Genomic DNA, 17233 nt, shown 5'->3' on the forward strand with positions numbered 1-17233 from the left:
GAGTTATTTGCAAGCGTATCTTTGCATTCATGACGCACGAGACGCAGGTACGAACGCTGGATGCGGGGGCGCTGAAAGCGCTCGCCCATCCACTGCGGGTCAGGATCTTCGATCTGCTCGCCTCTCGCGGTCCTCAGACGGCCAGCTCTCTCGCGGCGCTCGTCGGGGAGACCTCGGGATCCACCAGCTACCACCTCCGCGCCCTCGCCGCCCACGACCTCATCCGCGAGGTGGAAGGCCGGGGCACGGCTCGGGAGCGATGGTGGGAGCGTCCGAAGGGACGCATCGATGTACCCGGCCCGGACGAGCAGATGTCGCCGGCCAACCGTGCCGCGGCACAGATCGTCACGTCGGAGTTCTTCCGGCTCCGGCACGAGACCCTGATGCAGTACCTCAACCGTTCGGAGTCCGAGGTCCCCGAGGGCTGGCGCGACGTGGGCGTGACGATCACCACGCACCTGGACATGACCGCGGAGCAGGCGATGTCGCTGCGGGCCGAGCTGGAGGCGGTCGTGGAGAAGGCGATCGCGCGGTACCGCGGTCAGGAGGGGCCCGACGTGCGCCGCGTTTCCCTCCGCGCCGAGATCTTCGATTTGCCGACACCGGATGGTGCGGCCACGACCGAGACGAAGGAGGCATCATGACCGCCGCGACCCTCCACCTCGTCAGCCCCACGCGGACGGAGCGCAGTCTGCTGCGCCTCGCCGACCGGGTCACCGCCATGATCGAACACCGGATCGAGCGGCGCGCACAGCGGCGGACCCTCGCCCTCGATCTCCTCCGCGAACAGCAGGCCCGCCGCCACGACCCGCATGCCGTCGATCATCTCCTCGCGCAGCTCGGAGCCCCGCGCCGCTGACCCGAGACCCCGGGAACGCGTCGAGACCCCCTCCTTCCCGCGCGGGAAGGAGGGGGTCTCGACGATGAAGCGGGGTCTCGGGGATCAGAAGGGGCGGGCGATGACCTCACCGGACGCGGTCTGGAGGACCTCCCAGCCGGCGTCGAGCTCGGCGATCGCGCGGCCCTCGAGCCAGGTGAGGGTCCAGTGGCCGGTGAGGCCCCGGGACTCGACTTCGGCGATGGCGGGACGCAGCGCCTCGGGGACCGACGCGGGCGGCTGAGCATCCGTGGCCCACCGCGTGCCGAGCTGCATCAGGAGGCCTCGACCGGGGCGAGCTCGATCGCGGTGACCGCGAACTCCTCCGCCTCGGTGATCTCGAGCTCGGCGATGCGGCCGACCGCGCGGAGGTCGTCCGCCGCGGCGCGCAGGGCCTCGACCTTCGCGGCGGGAGCGGCGATGGCGGCACGGGAGACCGGGGTCTTCTGCGATGCCTTCGCCTCGGTCTTCGCGCGCCGGATGCCGATGAGCGCCTCGCTCGCGGCGGCCAGCACGGCCGGGTCGCCCTCGATGCCGAGCTTCTCGGGCCACGCTGCGGTGTGCACGGAGCCTTCCTCGAACCACGACCAGGCCTCCTCGGTGGCGAAGGAGAGCACCGGTGCGAGCAACCGGAGCAACGTGGACAGCGCCAGACGCAGCGCGAGGGCGGCCGAGGCCTGGCCCACGTCGTTCTGGTTGTAGGCGCGCTCCTTCACGAGCTCCAGGTAGTCGTCGCAGAACGTCCAGAAGAACGCCTCGGTCAGCTCCAGCGCCCGCGCCGCGTCATACCGGTCGAAGGCCGCGGTCGCCTCGGCCACCACGCCGTCGAGTGCCGTGAGCATCGAGGCGTCGAGCGCGTGCGTCACCTGAGCGCCCTCGGGCACCGGGAACGACAGCACGAACTTGGCGGCGTTGAGCACCTTGATCGCGAGGCGCCGGCCGATCTTCACCTGGGTCGGGTTCTGCGGGTCGAAGGCCGCGTCCATGCCGAGGCGGCTCGACGCCGCCCAGTACCGCACCGCGTCCGAGCCGTGGGCGTCGAGCACGTCGGCCGGGGTGACCACGTTGCCCTTCGACTTCGACATCTTCTTGCGGTCGGGGTCGACGATGAAGCCCGAGATGGCGGCGTTCTTCCACGGGGCGCGGCCGTCTTCGAGCGTGGAGCGCAGCATGGTCGAGAAGAGCCAGGTGCGGATGATGTCCTGTCCCTGCGGGCGCAGGTCGAACGGAGCGGTGAGCTGCCACAGCTCCTCGTCGCGCTGCCAGCCGCCCGCGAGCTGCGGGGTCAGCGACGATGTCGCCCACGTGTCGAGGATGTCGGCCTCGGCGTCGAACCCGCCCGGCACGCCGCGCTGGGCCTCGGTGTAGCCGGCCGGCACATCCGTGGTGGGGTCGATGGGCAGCGCGGCCGCATCCGGGGTGAGCACGCGGTCGTAGTCGCGCTCCCCGTTCTCGTCCAGCGCATACCAGAGCGGGATCGGCACGCCGAAGAACCGCTGCCGGGACACGAGCCAGTCGCCCGTGAGGCCGCCGACCCAGTTCTCGTAGCGGACCCGCATGAAGTCGGGGTGCCACGCCAGCTCGGTGCCGTGCGCGAGGAGCTGATCGCGCAGCTCCCCGTCACGGGCGCCGTTGCGGATGTACCACTGCCGGGTCGAGACGATCTCGAGCGGGCGGTCGCCCTTCTCGAAGAACTTCACGGCGTGCTGGAAGGGCTTGCCGACGGCGGTCATGTCGCCGGTCTCCTGCAGCTTCTCCACGATCGCCTTGCGGGCGCTGAAGACGGTCTTGCCCGCCACGTTCTCCGCGTACCAGGCGCGTGCGTCGGCGTCGGCCACGATCGACGGGGCCTCGGCCAGGAAGCGGCCGTCGAGACCGATCGTCGTCATGTTCGGCAGGGACTCGCCGGCGGAGGTGCGCAGCTCGCGCCACCAGATGATGTCGGTCACGTCGCCGAAGGTGCAGACCATCGCCGCGCCCGTGCCCTTGTCGGGCTGGGCGAGGTGGTGGCCGTGGATCTCGATCTCGGCGCCGAAGTAGGGCGTGCGCACCTTGGTGCCGATGAGGTGCTTGTGCGGCCCCTCGGGGTGGGTCACGATCGCGATGCACGCGGGGAGGAGCTCCGGGCGCGTGGTGTCGATCGCGATGGATCCGGAGCCGTCCGCGAAGGGGAACTCGATCGTGTGGTACGCGGCCTGCTGGTCGCGGTCCTCGAGCTCGGCCTGCGCGATCGCGGAACGGAAGTCGATGTCCCACAGCGTCGGCGCGAGGGCCTGGTACGCCTCGCCGCGCTCGATGTTGCGGAGGAAGGCGAGCTGGCTCTGCCGGATCGTGTCGTCGGAGATGGTGCGGTAGGTCTGCGTCCAGTCCACGCTCAGCCCGAGCTGACGGAACAGCGCCTCGAACTGCTTCTCGTCCTCGATCGTGAGGCGCTCGCACAGCTCGATGAAGTTGCGACGGCTGATCGGCTGCTGGTCCGCGGCCCGGCTCGACTTGTTGTCGCCGCCCTCGAACGGCGGGGTGAAGTCGGCGTCGTAGGGGAGCGACGGGTCGCAGCGCACACCGTAGTAGTTCTGCACGCGGCGCTCGGTGGGAAGACCGTTGTCGTCCCAGCCCATCGGGTAGAACACAGTCTTGCCGCGCATCCGCTCGTATCGGGCCTTGACGTCGGTGTGCGTGTAGGAGAACACGTGACCGATGTGGAGGCTGCCCGAGGCTGTGGGCGGCGGGGTGTCGATCGAGTAGACGCCCTCACGGCCGAGCTCGGCGGCGCGCAGACGGTCGAACAGGTACGTGCCCTGCTCCGCCCAGGCGGCGTCCCACTTCGCTTCGAGACCTTCGAGTGCGGGCTTGTCGGGAATGGCGGACATGGAGGTCTCCTCGAGCGATGTATGCGGCACTGTGTGAGCGTGCCTGAGTGTGGGTGGTGCCGCCCAGTCTATCGAGCGCACGGGCGGGGCGCTCGACCCGGCGGAGCCTCCGGCGCGGCGCTGCGGTCGGCCCCTCCGACGCTGGAAGGATCGGAGCATGACACCGCCGTCGTCCTCGTCCTCCCGTCCCCGTCTCGCCGACCTCGGTGTGCCGTCCGGAGCCTTCCCGCGCGGCGCGGAGAACGCGATCACCGACGTCCCCGGTGTGCGGGTGGGGCACGCCACGCTGCACGGCGACGGTCTGCACACGGGCGTGACGGCGATCGTCCCCGACGCCCTCACCGCCGAGCGTCGGAGCCTTCCCGCGAACCTCTCCGTGGGCAACGGCTACGGCAAGCTCGTCGGCGTCACACAGCTGCGGGAGCTCGGGGCGCTGGAGACGCCGATCCTGCTGACCTCGACGCTGTCCGTGTTCCGCGTCGCGGATGCGCTGCTCGGGCATCTGCTGGCGACGCCGGCGCACGCACGGACGACCACGCTGAACCCGGTGGTGGGCGAGACGAACGATGGGTTCCTCTCCGACATCCGCCGCCGAGCCGTCGGAGAGGAGCAGGTGGCGGCGGCCCTGGCTGCGGCGGCTCCGGGGGCGGTCGCCGAGGGAGGTGTGGGCGCCGGTGCCGGGACCGTCGCCCTCGGGTACAAGGGTGGCATCGGCACGGCATCGCGGCTGGTCGCGGTCGCGGGGCGCTCGCGCACCGTGGGGGCGCTCGTGCAGACGAACTTCAGCGGCACGCTGCGGATCGCCGGCGTGCCGCTGCCCGCGGAGGAGCTCCTCGCCGATGCTCCGGCACAGCCCGTCGGCAATTCCTGCATGATCGTCGTCGCGACGGACGCGCCCGTCGACGGGCGGCAGCTCGGCCGCGTGGCGAACCGGGCCGTGTTCGCGATGCGCGGTGTCGGCGCCGACTATGCGCAGGGCAGCGGCGACTACGCGATCGCCTTCTCGGTGCACGACCAAGCGGACGGCGGTCCGGCGGCGGACGACGAGCTCTCGCCGCTCTTCGCCGCGACGATGGATGCGGTCGAGGAGGCGCTGGTCAACTCGGTGCTGTCCGCGGAGACCACCGTGGGCCCCGAGGGGCGGACGGCGCACGCGGTGCCGATCGATCGGGTGCGGGAACGCCTGGCTCGCGCCGGGGTCGTCTGAGCCGCGGCGGTCTCAGTCGGCGAGCGCGGCGTGGATGCCCTCGCCGATGCGGCGCATGGCGGCCAGCACCGGTCCGCGTCCGTCGGCGCCCCGGTCCCAGTTCGCCAGGACGGCGTAGGCGATCCGGCGGGTAGGGGACATGACGATCCCGGTGTCGGCGCGGACGCGGGAGATCGTGCCGGTCTTGTTCAACAGCCAGACGCCGCGATCGAAGCCCCAGTGCGCGAGCGGGTCGAGGTCGAACGCCGACGCGACCATCGACAGGTCCATGCCCGCGCCCAGCCAGCGGCGCAGCGTGTCGGCCGAGGCGGGGGAGAGATCGGTCCCGTCGGCCAGGCGCGACATGAAGAGCACGAGCTCCGCGGCGTTGGCGTGCGACAGCGTCTTCGGGGCACCGGGCGGGATCGGCCACCGCACGATGTCGTCGAGGGCCGAGGCGGTGTAGCCGAGCGCGCGCGTGTGCTCCTGCACGGTCGGGATGCCGATGACGCGGCCCAGCGTGTTGGTCGCGGCGTTGTCGCTCACGGCCCCGATGAGCGCCGCCACGTCGTACAGCGACAGCTCGGACGCCTGCAGCAGGTGCCAGAGGCCGGAGTCCTCGATCGCCTCGACCGGCCGTCGGGTCACGCGCTCGTCGAGAGTCCGCGTGCCGGCGTCCACCTCGGCGAGGAGGCGGTGCAGGAGGAAGATCTTGCCGACGCTCGCCGTGTCCTGCACCGCCTCCGGGTCATGGCGCAGCAGCACCTCGCCGGAGTCGATGTCCTGGACGAGGATCGACCACACCGTGCCGTTCTCGTCGGGGAGCTCCACGTCGATCGCGCTCATGCGTCCTCCTCGTCTCGTGCGCGTCCGGTGACGTGCGCGCGGATGAGCTCGCCGACCGCGCGCATGCCGTCGAGCACGGGCGCGCGGAGATCGGCCGCGGAGTCCTTCCAGTTCGCCGTGACCGCATACGCGACGGCGGCCCTCGGGCCCCGCAGCAGCCCGACGTCGACGCGGGCGAAGCTCACGCTGCCGGTCTTGTGGCGCAGCACCATGCCCTGATACTCGGCCTCGACGTGGGCGAGGGGGTCGAGGAGGAAGGCGTCGGCGGTCATCGACGTGTCGGTGTCGGCGGCGAGCCAGTCCAGCACCCGGGCGCTCACCGCGGGGGAGAACGCCTCGCCCGCCCCGAGTCGGCGCATCACGTCGGACAGCTCGGCCGCGGTGCCGAACGACGGAGTCCAGGGCAGGTCGGGGGTGCGCTCGTTGCGGATGTAGTCGTGCAGGGCGGTGTCGCGGTACCCGAGTGCCGGAGCGACGGCCCGCACCTCCTCCAGACCGCAGAGGTGGATCAGGGCGTTCGTGGCGAGGTTGTCGCTCACCGCCCCGACGAGGAGCGCCGCATCGTGGACCGTGATGCGCTGATCGTGCATGCGGTACAGCAGCCCGGAGTCCTCGACGCGGTGCTCGTCCGGGATCGCGATCCGGTCGTCCTCGGCGAGCGCGCCCGCCTCCAGCCGTCGAGCGACCTCGAGAAGCAGGAAGATCTTGCCGATGCTCGCGGTCTCGCATTGCGTGTGCGGCTCGTGCTCGGCCAGGGTCTCCCCGCTGCCGGCGTCGGCGAGCCGGATCGACCAGGTGACACGGGGGTCGAGGGGCGGGAGGGCGATCATGGCCGTCCCACCGTGAGGCGGGGCTCGTCGCCGGTCGCGTCCAGCACCCCGTCGACACCGAGCGGGATGGTCAGGGCGTGCGGGTCGTGGCCGAAGCCCTGCTCCCACAGCACGGGGACCCCGGCGTCCTGGAACTCGTCCCGCATGAGCGCGTGGACGAGGTCGAGGTCGCCGCATTCGTGCCAGGAGCCGAGCACGATGCCCGTCGCCTGGGCGAGACGGCCCGCGCGCCGGAGCTGCGTGACGAAGCTGTCCAGGCGGTACGGCTCCTCGGTGATGTCCTCCAGGAACAGGATGCCGGGGGAGGGGACGTCCGCCTCCGGGGCGCCGAGTCCGGCGGCGAGCAGGCTGAGGTTGCCGCCCGTGAAGCGCCCTTCGGCGCGGCCCGGCGTCATGATCTCGGTCTTCGGGCCGATGAGCTCCCGCCCGCGCCAGGGTTCGAAGAGCCAGCGCTGCACGTCGTCGCGCACCTGCTCCGAATCGCGGAAGACGTTGTTCCCCGCCATCGGGCAGAAGAGCGTCGCGACGTCGAGGTGCGCGCGCCACGTCTCGTGCAGGGCGGTCACGTCGGAGGAGCCCGTGAGGAGCTTCGGCCGCCCGTCCCGGCGCAGCGCCCCGCGGCGCATGTCGGCCCAGTCGATGCCGTCGAGGAGGCGCAGGGCACCGTAGCCGCCGCGGGCCGTGACGACGGCGTCCACGTCCGGATCGAGCCAGGCGTCGACGAGGTCGGCGCGGCGGAGGTCGTCCGGCCCCGCGAGGTACGACGCGCGCGGGTGGGGCGTGAGGACATGCTCACCCACCCGGACGTTCAGCCCCCAGGACTCGTAGTAGCCGACGGCGCGCTGCGTGTTCTCCTCGTTGCCGGGACCGGACGGCGAGACGATCGCCACCGTGTCGCCGGGCTGCAGGGGAGCCGTGTCGAGATACGGCGACACCGCCGCCTCCGTCAGGGTGCTCATGCCGTCTTCTCCTCGATGCGCGGCGCCGCGGACAGCAGGTGCCGGGTGTACTCGTGCCGCGGGTTCAGCAGCACCTCTTCGGTGGGTCCGTGCTCGACGATCTGTCCGTGGTACATCACCGCGACCGTGTGGGCGATGTTCCAGGCGAGACCGAGGTCGTGCGTGATGACGAGGGCGGAGAGCCCGAGGCGGCGGCGCAGCTCCAGCAGGAGCCCGAGGATCTCTCCGCGCACGGACGCGTCGAGCGAGGCGACGGGTTCGTCCGCGACGAGCAGCTGCGGCTGCACGGCGAGCGCACCGGCGATGACGACGCGCTGCCGCTGCCCGCCGCTGAGCTCCTGCGGGATGGCGCCGAAGTAGCGCTCCGGCGGGGTGAGTTCCGCGTCGGCGAGGCTCTGTGCCACGCGTTCGCGCTCGTCGCCGGGGAAGCGCTGCACGCGCAGCCCCTCGGCGACGGACTCGTAGACGCTGTGCTTGGGGTTCAGGGCGGCCCAGGGATCCTGGAGCACGAGCTGCACCTGCGAGCGGAACCGCGCGAGGTCGCGCCCTTTCGACGGGATCGGTGCGCCATCGAAGAGGATCTGCGACCCGGGGTCGGCGGGCTGGAGTCCCATGAGTGCGCGGGCGAGGGTCGACTTGCCGGAGCCGGACTGGCCGACGAGCGCGACGATCTCGCCCTTGCGCACCGAGAGGTCGACGTCGCGGACCGCATGCATGGGGCGCCCGCCGGAGCGGTAGGTGACGTTGAGTCCGCGCGCCTCCAGCAGCACCGCGTCGCCGTGGGTGATCTCCGGCACGTCGTCCGCATCGCGGCCGTGCCGCGTCACCGGGGCCATCCGCGAGGCGGGGTCGCCGATCGTGGGGAAGGCGTCGGCGAGCTGTCGCGTATACGCCTCCTGCGGGGTCGTGCAGACCGCGTAGCTCTCGCCGACCTCGACGAGCTCGCCGTCGCGCATGATGGCGATCCGGTCGCACGCCGTGGCGAGCACCGAGAGGTCGTGACTGATCATGAGCATCGAGATGCCGCGCTCCGCCACCAGACGCGAGATCATGTCGAGGATCTGTTTCTGCACGATCACGTCGAGCGCGGTGGTCGGCTCGTCCGCGATGATGACCTCGGGATCGCAGGCGAGGGCCATCGCGATCATCACGCGCTGCTTCTGGCCGCCGGAGAGCTCGTGCGGGTACGACTCGCTCTTCTGCTGCGGCAGGTCGACGATGTCGAGCAGCTCCCGCACCCGCTCCTTGCGCGCCTTCTCGCCTTTCCATCGGTCGGAGGCGTGCAGCTCCAGCGCCTCCAGCAGCTGCCAGCCCACCGTGCGGACCGGGTTGAGCGAGTGCATCGCGCCCTGGAACACGATGGATGTCTGCGCCCAGCGCACGGCGCGCAACTGCCCGAAGGACAACGTGGCGACGTCCTGGTCGCCGAGCAGCACGCGGCCGCTGAGCCGGGCGTTGCGCGGCAGGAGCCGCAGGACGCTCATGGCGAGAGTGGACTTCCCGGAGCCGGACTCGCCGGCGATGCCGAGCGTCTGCCCGGCGGGGAGGGTGAGCGAGACGTTGCGCACGGCCGCCACCTCGTCCCGACCCGACCGCCCGGAGGTGCGGTACGTGATGGAGACGTCGTCGAAGATCAGGTCGGGCATCTCAGCGGCTCCTCAGCGTCGGGTTGGTGATGTTCTCGACGGCGCGGCCCATCAGGGTGAACGACAGCACGACGAGGACGATGGCGATGCCGGGCACGAGCACGTACCACCAGTAGCCGCTGGTCGCCGCGGAGACGTCCATCGCGTTCTTCAGGATCGAGCCCCACGACTGCAGGGTGGTGTCGCCGAGGCCGAGAAACGCCAGGGTGGATTCGGAGATGATCGCCGAGCCGACCGTGAGCGTCGTGTTGGCGAGCACGAGCGGGAGCACCCCGGGGAGGAGGTGCTTCATGATGATGTGCCAGTGCCCGGCGCCGAGGGCCCGCGAGCGCTCGATGTAGTCGCGCGATTCGACGGACAGGGTCTGCGCGCGGACGACGCGGGCGGTACCGGCCCAGGAGGTCAGGCCGATCGCGATGATGATCGTCCAGACCCCGCGGCTCAGCACCGACGACAGCACGATCGCGAGGATCAGCGACGGCAGCACGAGGAAGAAGTCGATGATGCGCATCATCAGCCCGCCGAAGAAGCCGGTGAAGTGGCCGGCCGAGAGACCGACGAGGGTGCCGATGATCATCGACATCGCCGTGGCGGCGAGGCCGACGAGCAGGGACACCCGGGCGCCCCACACCATGCGGACCCAGATCTCGCGACCCTGATGGTCGGTGCCGAGGGGATGCTCCCAGGACGGCGGGGCGAAGCGCTGCACGTCGACGAGCTTCGTGACGTCGAGCATGCTGGCGGGGGCGATCACGGGAGCGAAGATCGCGATGAGCGCCACGATCACGAGGAAGACGAGGCCCACCATGCCCGCTCGGTGCTGGGCGAACTGCCGGCAGAAGTCGACGAAGGCGGTGCCGCGGCGGTGCCACGCCAGGGCGCGGGGCGAACGGATGGTCGGGGATGCCGTGGTCATGCGCGCCTCACCCTCGGGTCGAGCTGCCGGTAGATGAGGTCCGCGATGAGGTTCATCGCGATGATGATCGTGGAGAACACCACGAAGGTGCCCTGCAGGAGCGGGAGGTCGGGGCCGGAGATGGCCTCGAAGGTGAGCTTCCCGAGCCCGGGCCAGGAGAACACCGTCTCCACCGTGACGGCCCCGGCGATGAGACCGCCGATGTGCATGAAGACGAGGGTGACGGTCGGCAGCAGCGCGTTGGGGACGGCGTGCCGACGGCGGACGAGGTCCTCCCGGAGGCCCTTGGCCCGCGCGGTGGTGAGGTAGTCGGCGCCCATCTCCTCGAGGAGCGAGCTGCGCATCACCATGAGGTACTGCGCGTACACGACCGCGACCATCGTGATCACCGGGAGCACCATGTGCGAGATCACGTCCAGGACCGCGCCGACCGGATCGGTGGGCGGGTTGGGGGAGACCATGCCCCCGGTCGGGAACCAGTGCAGCGTGCCGCCGAAGACCATCAGGAGCAGCAGGGCCAGCCAGAAGGTCGGCACCGACCAGAACACGAGCGACGTGCCGGAGACGATGCGGTCGAAGGTGGAACCGTGCTTCCAGGCCGCCTTCTGTCCGAGCCAGAGGCCGAGGGCGATCGCGATGATCGCCGCCGTGCCGGTGAGGAGGATCGTGTTCCAGAAGTACTGGCCGATGAGGTCGGACACCGACGTGCGGTAGACGTAGCTCGTGCCGAAGTTCAGGGTGAAGACGTTGCCGAGGTAGTCGACGAACTGCTGCCACAGGGGCTTGTTCAGACCGAGCTGCTCGCGCAGCTGATCGGCCTGTTCGGCGCTCATCCCGCGCTCGCGGGCGATCGAGGCCACCGGATCGCCCGGCAGGATCTTGAAGGCGAAGAATCCGAGGAGGATCACCATCGCCAGGCTGATGGCCGCGCCGCCGAGCTTGACCAGGAAGTAGCGGAGGGCGCCGACGCCCTTCGGCTGCTCCTCGGCCGCGGCGCTCGTCGCGATGGCGGAGGTGGACGGGGGTACCGCGTTGGACATGGGGGTCTCCTTACAGCGGACCGGGAGACGCCGCGGGGGCGGAGGCCCGCCACCCGCGGCGTCTCGCCGGACTCATTCGACGTCGGCGATGTTGCGGCGACGGATCAGGAAGAAGATGAGCCCTCCGATGATGACCACCCCCACGACGATGCCTCCGATGAGGAGTCCGGTGTTCGTGCCGGTGCCGCCGGCGGTCGCGCCCTCGACGGGCTCGACGGTGAGGTAGCCCCAGTAGCCGGCCTGGTTGGCGATGATGCCGCCGTCCTTCGGCTGCAGCGTGAAGCCCGTGAAGCGGTCGGAGCGGTAGGCCTCCAGCGAGTTGGCGTACCAGGTGGCGACCTGCGCGGTGTCGGTGTAGTTCAGCGCGAGCATGTCGTGCACGATCTCCTGGCGCTTCTCGGCGTCGATCTCGGAGCGCTGCGCGGCGTACATCTCGTCGAACTCCGGGTTGCAGTACCCGTCCTGCGTGGTGCCGCCGGTGCCGTCGGTCGCGGTCGGCAGGTTCATGCAGGTGTTGATGCCCAGCTGGTAGTCCGGGTCGGGGTTGACCGACCAGCCGCTGAAGTACAGGTCGTAGTCGCCGGAGGTGGCCTTCGCGCTGATCGTGTCGGAGTCGGTGGACTCGACCGTGATCTCGATGCCGATGTCCTTCATCCACGGGACGAAGAAGTCGGAGATGGACTGCTCGTTCGCGTCGTCCGCGTCCGTCAGCAGGCGCAGGCTCAGGCGCTGGCCGTCCTTCTCGCGGATGCCGTCGGCGCCGGGATCCCAGCCCGCCTCGTCGAGCTTCGCCTGCGCGGCCTCGGGGTCGAAGCCCACGATCACGTCGTCGTCGTCCGACAGGTGCCACTTCGGGAAGGACGCCGGGATGAAGCTCGTCGCGAGCGTGCCCTCGCCGTCCAGGACCTTGTCGAGGAGGGTGGCCGTGTCGGTGCCGAGACGGATGGCCTGGCGCACCTCGAGCTCCTTCAGCGCGGCGTTGCCGGTGCCGTAGGGCACGTTGTCGCGGGTCTGCTGACCGACGTTGATGCTGATCGAGTGGTAGCGGCGGCCCTCACCGGAGTGCGTGGTGATGCCGTCGACGCCCTCGAGTGCCGAGAACTGGGTGGGGGTGAGGCCGGTGACGAGGTCGACGTCGCCCGCCTTGAGCGCCTGCACCTGGGCGTCCGAGTTCGTGTAGTACACGTACTGGATCGCGTCGGTCTTGGGGGCGCCGCGCCAGAAGTTCTCGTTCGCCTTCAGCACGATGGACTGGTTGGCCGAGTAGCTGTCGAGGACGAACGGGCCGGAGCCGACCACGTCCGCGTCGTTGGTGAAGGTCGTCGGGTCGTCGACCTCCTCCCAGATGTGCTTCGGGACGATCGGGATCTCCGAGCCGGGGTTCGGGGCCTGCGGGGTCTTCAGGGTGATCACGACGGTCTTGTCGTCCGGGGCCTCGACGGTGTCGAAGTTGGAGACGAGGTTGCCGTTGGCGGTACCGAGCGCGGGCACCGTCATCATCTGGTCGTACGTGTACTTCACATCGGCGGAGGTGATGGGCTCGCCGTCCGACCAGACGAGGTCGTCCTGGAGGGTGAAGGTCCACGTCTGGCCGCCGTCGGTCGCCTCCCAGCTGTCGGCGAGGCCCTTCGTGGGGGAGCCGTCCTCGGCGTCGTTCTGCACGAGCGACTCGTAGACGTACCGGATGATGTTCGTCGGCGTCAGGTAGATCGAGATGAACGGGTTGAACGTGTCCACGAATCCGGAGGTAGCGATCCGGAGCGTCGTGTCGGAGGCCGGGGATTCGGTGGCGGCGCTGACGGACTGCGCCTGAGCGGCACCGACCGGAGCGGCGAGGAGGAGCGCGGAGGCGATCGCGGCGGCGGTCAGACTTCGCACGGTTCTGGAGCGGGGGGCAAGACGCATGGAAGGTCCCTTCGGGCGCCGCCCGGATCCACAGTGAAGCCGGGTCGGTGCTGACCATGCAAGCGGAAGACGGCCCCGTGGTCAAGACATTCGATGCGTATCGCGGAAGAAAAATCGCGCAGATCGGAAAGATCGCCGGCCGTCGAGCGGGTGTAACACGGCGGAAACACGCGGATGCCAGGATGCGCGCATCGGAACGAGGGGAGCGAAGGATGACTCCTCGATGCGGACATCCGGAACGTATCTCGGGCCGGTTCGGCCCGGGCACGGGAACCGGAATCGTATCGTCACTCCGCCGGGACGGTGAGCACGGCACGCAGAAGCGCGATGCGTTCGTGCAGGGAGGAGCGCAGGAAGTGCTCGTCCAGCGCATGCGCACCGCCGCCCCGGGGGCCGAAGCCGTCGACGGTCGGCAGACCCTGTCCGCCGAGGAGGTTCGTGTCGCCCGCGCCGGCCGCGGGGCGGCCGTCGACCTGCTGGCCGAGCGCGGCACCGGCCGCGGCGATCCGGGTGAGGAGGTCGGTGTCCTCCGCCGAGGCCTGCCAGGCGGGCCGGGCGCTCAGCACGGCGACCTCGAGGCGGGCGCCGGGGCGCACCGGTGCCAGCTCCTGGAGGGCGCTGAGGACGCGCTGCTCGCTGTCCGGGTCTTGGAAGCGGAGGCCGATCTCGGCGGCCGCGTGCGCCGGCACCACGTTGGTCCTCGCGCCGCCGTCGATGACGCCGACGTTGCACAGCACCGGACTCGGAAGCTCCGGGTCCGTCACGATCGTGCGGACCAGGAGGAGTTGGTCGACGAGCTCGTCGATCGCGGAGACGCCATGCTCGGGGTCGAGGGCGGCGTGGGCCGCGCGGCCGGTGACGGCGATGCGCACCCGGGCGCTGCCGCGGCGGCCGACCTTGAGGGCGCCGTCGGGATGCGGGGACTCGAATCCGATGGCGCAGGCCGCGCCCCTGGCCCGTTCCGCGAGCTGGGGGCCCGAGACGGGGGAGCCGATCTCCTCGTCCGCGACGAGCACGATCCGCACGGCGCGCCGCTGTTCGAGCGGCACGGACTGCAGGTGCCGCAGGGCCTCGAGCATCACCACGATGCCGGCCTTCATGTCGTAGGCACCGGGGCCGCGCACGACATCGCCGTCCTCGGCCCACGGCAGGTCGTCCGTCAGCGTGCCCGCCGGCCAGACGGTGTCGGTGTGGCCGACGAGGAGAACCGGGTCTCCGGTACCGGGGACGTCGATGACGAGATCCGTTCCGAGCTCGTGCGGGATCCGCTGGACGCTGCCGCCGACGCCGGCGAACCAGGCGGACAGCAGGTCGGCGATGCAGGCGCTCGCCCCCGTGTCGCGGCTCGGCGTCTCGATCAGCACGAGTTCGCGCACGAGTGCGATGATGTCGTCGGAAGGATGGTCCCCGTCGCGCACTGCCGAGAGAGTCGTCACGGTTACGAACCGTATCTTGCCCCTTGATCGCCCCGCAACCCGCCGATAGCATCGCTCACAGCAGCAGGACTCCTCGATCTTAGGAAACGTATCGTGCCTCATTCTTCGGTGGCCGCCGGTGTCGCCCACGGCTGCCGCGAACTCACCCGGTACACCGAGTTCCGTGAGGCCGCCGCGCTGTACGCCCGCGTCTTCGCGTACACGGAGAACGAGTACGCCCTCAACGCCAACCTGCTCACCGCCCTCGCCCGCAACGGCGGTTCCGCGGTCGGCGCCTTCGCCGACGACGGGGAACTGATCGGGTTCGCGTACGGGTTCGCCGGCTGTGACACCACCGGCGCGTCCTTCCACTACTCGCAGGCGGCCGCCGTCGATGCCGCGCACCAGGGACGCGGCGTCGGCCAGGCGCTCAAGCTCGCGCAGCGTGCCGTGGCCCTGCGCTGGGGGCAGCGGACGATGCGGTGGACGTTCGATCCGCTGCTGTCACGCAACGCACACTTCAACCTGAGCTCTCTCGGGGCCGTCGGCATCGCCTACGAGCGCGACTACTACGCCCGCCCCGACACCGACCGTCTGGTGGTCTCCTGGGACCTGGACGTCGCCGATCGTCCGACCCGTCGGTCGCTCCCCGTCCCTCCCGTGCTCGGGCCGGACGACTGGGGGCGAGCCGTGGCGGCGGACGGCGGCGCCTGGATCGCGATCCCGACGCGACCCGGCGCCCTCGACGCCGAGGAGCGCGCGGTGCTGCGGCGGGATCTGGAGCGGACGATGACTGCGGCATTCCGCCGCGGAGACGTCCTCGTCGGGGCCACGCGCCTCGACGACGACACGGCGGTCTACCGCGCGACACCTCGGGAGGGCACGGCATGAACGACCACGACCACGAGGATCGCGACCTCGTCTCTCCGCGAGACCGCTACGGCGAGCGCATCCGCACCAACCTGTCCGCCGAGAGCATCCAGGCGCGGATCATCGAGACGGAGCAGCGCACGCTCGCCCAGACCTTCGAGGAGCTCAGCCGCTCGGCCCAGGTCCCGAAGGCCGCGGCGCTGCTGCTCGGTGCCCGGCGACGGTACGTCGCCGGCGAGGGCAAGGCGGCGGCGTACGCGCAACTCCTCAACGCGGATCTCTCGGCGACGCTGTCGAACGTCTTCCTCGTCGACGGGCACGCGCTGCAGCCGCTCACCGTGCTCACCGACGTCCGGGCCAGCGACGTGCTCATCGCCTTCTCCCTGCGGCGCTACCGCGAGGAGACCGTGCGGCTCGGGCGGCTCTTCCACGAGGCGGGCGGTCAGCTCGTCGTGATCACCGACAGCGAGGACGCCCCGCTCGCATCCATCGCGACCTCGCTCATCCGGGTGCGCACGGGATCAGCGTCGTACGCCGACTCGCCGACCCCGGTCGCGGCGGTGTGCCACCTGCTGAGCGCGCTCACCACGGCGAGCGCGAAGGGAGCGCGACGGCGGCTCGCCGAACGCGACCGGCTGGTGGCGCGCCTGGGTCTCTACGGCCCCGAGACCGCGCGGCCCCGCCCGGAGGAGGACGCGTGAGGGTCGTCCGCGTCCGGCTGTTCGCCCTGCGTCAGCCGCTGCGTCACAGCTTCGAGACGAGCTCGCACCGCAAGTCCGGCATCGAGCACGTGCTCGTCGAGGTCACCGATGCGGACGGGCAGACGGGGTGGGGGGAGATCGCGTCGCCGTCCGATCCGTTCTACGGAGCGGAGACCACGGTCACCGCGTGGGAGATCGCGACCCGCTACCTGGTGCCCGCGCTGCTCCGTGCCGAGGGGGAGGAGCCGGCGGAGCTGGAGGCGTCGTGGGCACGGGTCCGCGGGCACGAGTTCGCGAAGGCCGGGTTCTCCGGCGCGGTGTGGGACCTGGTCTCCCGGAGGCGGGGGATCGCGCTCGCCGCGGCTCTCGGAGGGACGCGCGATGAGGTCGTCGCGGGGGTGTCGTTGGGCATCGAGCCGTCAATCGACGAGCTGCTCGCGCAGGTGGAGTTGCAGCGCGCTGCCGGCTACCCCCGCGTCAAGCTCAAGATCGCTCCGGGCTGGGATGTCGAGCCGGTGCGTGCGGTGCGCGGCGCCTACCCCGACCTGGATCTCCACGTGGACGCGAATGGCGCCTATGCCGATGACGAGCGGGCGGCCGCGGTGTTCGCACGCCTGGATCGCGAGGCGCTCACCATGATCGAGCAGCCCTTCGCGCCGCGGGATCTCGTGGCCCACGCCGATCTGCAGGCGCGGCTCGACACGGACGTGTGCCTGGACGAGTCGGTCGTCGACCTCGGCGACCTGCGGACCATGATCCGGCTGGGGGCGGGGCGGGTCCTCAACATCAAGGTGTCGCGGATGGGCGGGCTCACCGTCGCCCGCGCGGCGCACGACGTGGCGCGGGACGCGGGCATCCCCGTGTGGTGCGGCGGGATGCACGAGTTCGGCGTCGGGCGGGCTGCGAACGTCGCGCTGTCCTCGCTCCCCGGTTTCCTGCTGCCGTCGGACGTGTCGGGATCGGACAAGTACTACGAGTCCGACATCATCGCACCTCCGGTGACCGCCGTCGCCGGTCGCGTCACGGTCCCCACTGGACCCGGCATCGGACACGAGGTGCTCGCCGAGCGCATCGCCCGTGACGCGTCCCGCGTCTTCGACTCCTCCGCGGCCGAGGCCCCTGAGGCCGTCCTGACCGCGGGCTGACCGGCCCCCGAACCCTGCGAGAGCGGA

16 protein-coding genes are annotated in these 17233 nt (G+C 70.8%); 6 read left to right on the forward strand and 10 right to left on the reverse strand.

Annotation, left to right across the window (positions count from 1 at the left end; genetic code table 11):
* The first annotated feature begins 29 nt into the window (after positions 1 to 29).
* Positions 30 to 644, forward strand: a complete 615-nt coding sequence (locus AUV07_RS04085) for an ArsR/SmtB family transcription factor (protein ID WP_062634088.1) — start codon at positions 30 to 32, stop codon at positions 642 to 644.
* Positions 641 to 859 (forward strand): hypothetical protein, encoded by a 219-nt coding sequence (locus AUV07_RS04090; RefSeq protein WP_062634089.1) that lies wholly within the window; start codon positions 641 to 643, stop codon positions 857 to 859. Before AUV07_RS04085 ends, AUV07_RS04090 begins: the two co-directional genes overlap by 4 nt.
* An 84-nt stretch (positions 860 to 943) precedes the next feature.
* On the opposite strand, the gene AUV07_RS04095 is transcribed toward AUV07_RS04090, so the two are convergent.
* Both AUV07_RS04095 and valS read right to left on the reverse strand, forming a co-directional pair.
* Positions 944 to 1153, reverse strand: coding sequence for a hypothetical protein (locus tag AUV07_RS04095; protein ID WP_062634090.1), 210 nt, complete (start codon positions 1151 to 1153; stop codon positions 944 to 946).
* A complete protein-coding gene (gene valS / locus AUV07_RS04100; protein ID WP_062634092.1) occupies positions 1153 to 3747 on the reverse strand; it encodes a valine--tRNA ligase in 2595 nt (864 codons plus the stop codon). Before valS ends, AUV07_RS04095 begins: the two co-directional genes overlap by 1 nt.
* Positions 3748 to 3904: 157 nt before the next feature.
* Here valS and AUV07_RS04105 point away from each other — a divergent pair, with 157 nt between their 5' ends.
* Entirely contained in the window at positions 3905 to 4954 is a 1050-nt protein-coding gene (locus AUV07_RS04105; protein WP_062634095.1) for a P1 family peptidase, read from the forward strand.
* Positions 4955 to 4966: 12 nt separating this feature from the next.
* On the opposite strand, the gene AUV07_RS04110 is transcribed toward AUV07_RS04105, so the two are convergent.
* From AUV07_RS04110 to AUV07_RS04145, 8 genes are all read right to left on the reverse strand, one after another.
* Positions 4967 to 5779 (reverse strand): serine hydrolase, encoded by an 813-nt coding sequence (locus tag AUV07_RS04110; protein ID WP_062634097.1) that lies wholly within the window; start codon positions 5777 to 5779, stop codon positions 4967 to 4969.
* Positions 5776 to 6609, reverse strand: a complete 834-nt coding sequence (locus AUV07_RS04115; RefSeq protein ID WP_062634099.1) for a serine hydrolase — start codon at positions 6607 to 6609, stop codon at positions 5776 to 5778. The genes AUV07_RS04110 and AUV07_RS04115 overlap by 4 nt, the downstream gene beginning before the upstream one ends.
* The gene (locus tag AUV07_RS04120; protein WP_062634101.1) at positions 6606 to 7568 is read right to left on the reverse strand and encodes a S66 peptidase family protein; all 963 of its coding nucleotides are present in this window, start codon (positions 7566 to 7568) and stop codon (positions 6606 to 6608) included. Before AUV07_RS04120 ends, AUV07_RS04115 begins: the two co-directional genes overlap by 4 nt.
* Positions 7565 to 9214 carry an ATP-binding cassette domain-containing protein gene (locus tag AUV07_RS04125; RefSeq protein ID WP_062634104.1) on the reverse strand — a complete coding sequence of 550 codons (1650 nt, stop codon included), beginning with the start codon at positions 9212 to 9214 and terminating at the stop codon, positions 7565 to 7567. Before AUV07_RS04125 ends, AUV07_RS04120 begins: the two co-directional genes overlap by 4 nt.
* 1 nt (position 9215) lies before the next feature.
* On the reverse strand, positions 9216 to 10130 hold the full coding sequence (locus tag AUV07_RS04130) for an ABC transporter permease (RefSeq protein ID WP_082758500.1): 915 nt from the start codon (positions 10128 to 10130) through the stop codon (positions 9216 to 9218).
* On the reverse strand, positions 10127 to 11170 hold the full coding sequence (locus tag AUV07_RS04135; protein ID WP_062634106.1) for an ABC transporter permease: 1044 nt from the start codon (positions 11168 to 11170) through the stop codon (positions 10127 to 10129). The genes AUV07_RS04130 and AUV07_RS04135 overlap by 4 nt, the downstream gene beginning before the upstream one ends.
* Before the next feature lie 72 nt (positions 11171 to 11242).
* On the reverse strand, positions 11243 to 13075 hold the full coding sequence (locus AUV07_RS04140) for an ABC transporter substrate-binding protein (protein WP_082802841.1): 1833 nt from the start codon (positions 13073 to 13075) through the stop codon (positions 11243 to 11245).
* A gap of 287 nt (positions 13076 to 13362) precedes the next feature.
* The gene (locus tag AUV07_RS04145) at positions 13363 to 14511 is read right to left on the reverse strand and encodes a M20/M25/M40 family metallo-hydrolase (RefSeq protein ID WP_062634108.1); all 1149 of its coding nucleotides are present in this window, start codon (positions 14509 to 14511) and stop codon (positions 13363 to 13365) included.
* 93 nt (positions 14512 to 14604) lie between these two features.
* Between AUV07_RS04145 and AUV07_RS17505 the strand changes: the two genes are divergently transcribed.
* The 3 genes from AUV07_RS17505 to menC are packed head-to-tail and all read left to right on the forward strand — an operon-like array spanning position 14605 to position 17206.
* Positions 14605 to 15381 carry a GNAT family N-acetyltransferase gene (locus AUV07_RS17505; protein ID WP_157523909.1) on the forward strand — a complete coding sequence of 259 codons (777 nt, stop codon included), beginning with the start codon at positions 14605 to 14607 and terminating at the stop codon, positions 15379 to 15381.
* Positions 15378 to 16061, forward strand: a complete 684-nt coding sequence (locus tag AUV07_RS04155; protein WP_062634112.1) for a MurR/RpiR family transcriptional regulator — start codon at positions 15378 to 15380, stop codon at positions 16059 to 16061. Before AUV07_RS17505 ends, AUV07_RS04155 begins: the two co-directional genes overlap by 4 nt.
* The gene (gene menC / locus AUV07_RS04160; RefSeq protein ID WP_062634114.1) at positions 16058 to 17206 is read left to right on the forward strand and encodes an o-succinylbenzoate synthase; all 1149 of its coding nucleotides are present in this window, start codon (positions 16058 to 16060) and stop codon (positions 17204 to 17206) included. The genes AUV07_RS04155 and menC overlap by 4 nt, the downstream gene beginning before the upstream one ends.
* The last annotated feature ends 27 nt before the right edge of the window (positions 17207 to 17233 follow it).

It is taken from the genome of Microbacterium sp. CH1, from assembly GCF_001595495.1.
In the GTDB taxonomy this organism is placed as follows: Bacteria; Actinomycetota; Actinomycetes; order Actinomycetales; family Microbacteriaceae; genus Microbacterium.